Origin of the sequence: Rhodovulum imhoffii (assembly GCF_003046545.1) — a bacterium.
Classification (GTDB): Bacteria; Pseudomonadota; Alphaproteobacteria; order Rhodobacterales; family Rhodobacteraceae; genus Rhodovulum; species Rhodovulum imhoffii.
Map to the genome: position 1 here is coordinate 1 of NZ_QAAA01000048.1, position 1718 is coordinate 1718.

Sequence of the window (1718 nt, forward strand, 5' to 3'; positions counted from 1 at the left end):
GATCGCTGTATTGCCGCTCGGATGGCGTGCGTGGTCGTGGCGCTGCCGTGACGTATCTGTCCCATAGGGCTTCCTTCCATTCCAGCGAAAGGATCACACCATCAAACCTTGGGATCAAACACCTAGGCGATGGCGCAAGGGGCAGTCCACTCAGCCGCAGATTTTTGAAACAAAGCCTGTCCTTGACCCAAACACGAATCAAACAGCGGCTTATTGTTCTTTTGATGGCGTTTAATCATTTTTTTTACTTCTCGACCTTTAACTATAGGGCGGACGGGTTTGATCAGTTTTGACGACAAAGCAGTCTCGGAAAGTGCGTTTTTGAGTATTTCACGGTCATTTTGAGTCAACGCTTCTAAAACCATTTCACCGGGCAAAAGACTTTCGCTGGGGTGGCCATTAGCAAAAATTATCTCATGGCGTTCCAGAAGGACGTGAACATAGTAAAATTTTTCTGTTGGCTGCTCCTGCGTAACGCCGTCCACCGCCAACAGGCTTTTGGCGTTCACAAGAACTTCAGTCGTACCAAACATCCTCTCGCAGATCATTGATCGCAAAACTATCCGATGTTGGGGAGATACTGTCAGATCTTTTCGTGGATGGTTTGCACCCAATGCGCCTTGGGAAATTCGGATGGGCCACACTTTAGGATTTTCGACCTGAATTTCGGGCAGCATTTCGGTTTCGTGAACCCATAGAATCGGTTGATATCCATGGTCCATAGTCGCAACCAGATCTCCGACCTCCAGGTCTCCAGCCCGGATTTCACCACGCGTCGTTTGTATCATGGCATTGGAATCAAAACATAAAACTGCGTCATCTGGGGTGAGGGTACCAAAAGTCCGATTGCCGAAGACATCCCACTGAACGGATTGATTAGGACCCGCCGACCCCGATGGAGATGTCGTAACACCAGAGCCTGCACCTTCGGTCGTTGTTACCGTTCCACCGTTTACAGTATAGGCATCGATGACCGTGCCGGTATTAGTGTTCGTTAGCGTAACAGCACGTGCTTCATTTAAGAAAGTCGTTCCCCCAGTAAACAAATAGCCGGTGTTCGAAGTGATGGTGTAGATTATGTAGTTTGGATTGTCGGGATCTGGCACTGCGGTAACCGACGCTGCATCGAGCGTGATTTCACCACCGACAGCGTCAGTTACAGGAATTGCCGTTTCAAGCGTACCATCCGATTTATAAAAAGACACCGTGTAGTCGGCAGGATCCTCCGTGGCACGAAGCGTAACCTCAAGAAATTCTGACGTCCCTTCATTGGACCGGTAATACATTTCTGATATGAAGGCTGTTGACGTACCCATTGGAGCTCACCTGTACCTTTACCAAATATTCTCTTATTTCTCACAGGATTTATTTCTAACGGTTCAATTTTCCGCCAGACGACGCTTGAGTCGAATGCGGCGGAATGGCGTGTCCCTGAAGTGATCCCATCTTTTTGGGCAGCTTTCAGTTTTGCAGCTTCGCCAAGATGTATCGGGTTTAGGTTTCATGCGCTTTTTGCTCCTTCAAGCCTGCACAATACACATCTACCGGCGCCTGCCGATCAAGCACGGCGTGAGGTCTCTTTGCGGCTGTAAAGCGATATCAAATCCTTGATGACGCGTCGGGCCTAGATGCCGTCACTGATTCCTTCGAAAGAGATGGCCTCCTGCTTCAAGCTTCGTCATAGACATTCGATAAGGCGCTTTCCGCATTAGCGGATA

General features: G+C 49.1%; 1 protein-coding gene. It reads right to left on the reverse strand.

Annotated elements, in window-relative coordinates; genetic code table 11:
* Positions 1–122: 122 nt before the first annotated feature.
* Entirely contained in the window at positions 123–1316 is a 1194-nt protein-coding gene (locus C8N32_RS14715) for a Hint domain-containing protein (RefSeq protein ID WP_107893707.1), read from the reverse strand.
* Positions 1317–1718: the final 402 nt, after the last annotated feature.

Excerpts from the sequence above, each read along its gene's own strand:
- C8N32_RS14715 (WP_107893707.1), bottom strand. The coding sequence starts at position 1,316 with ATGGGTACGTCAACAGCCTTCATATCAGAAATGTATTACCGGTCCAAT.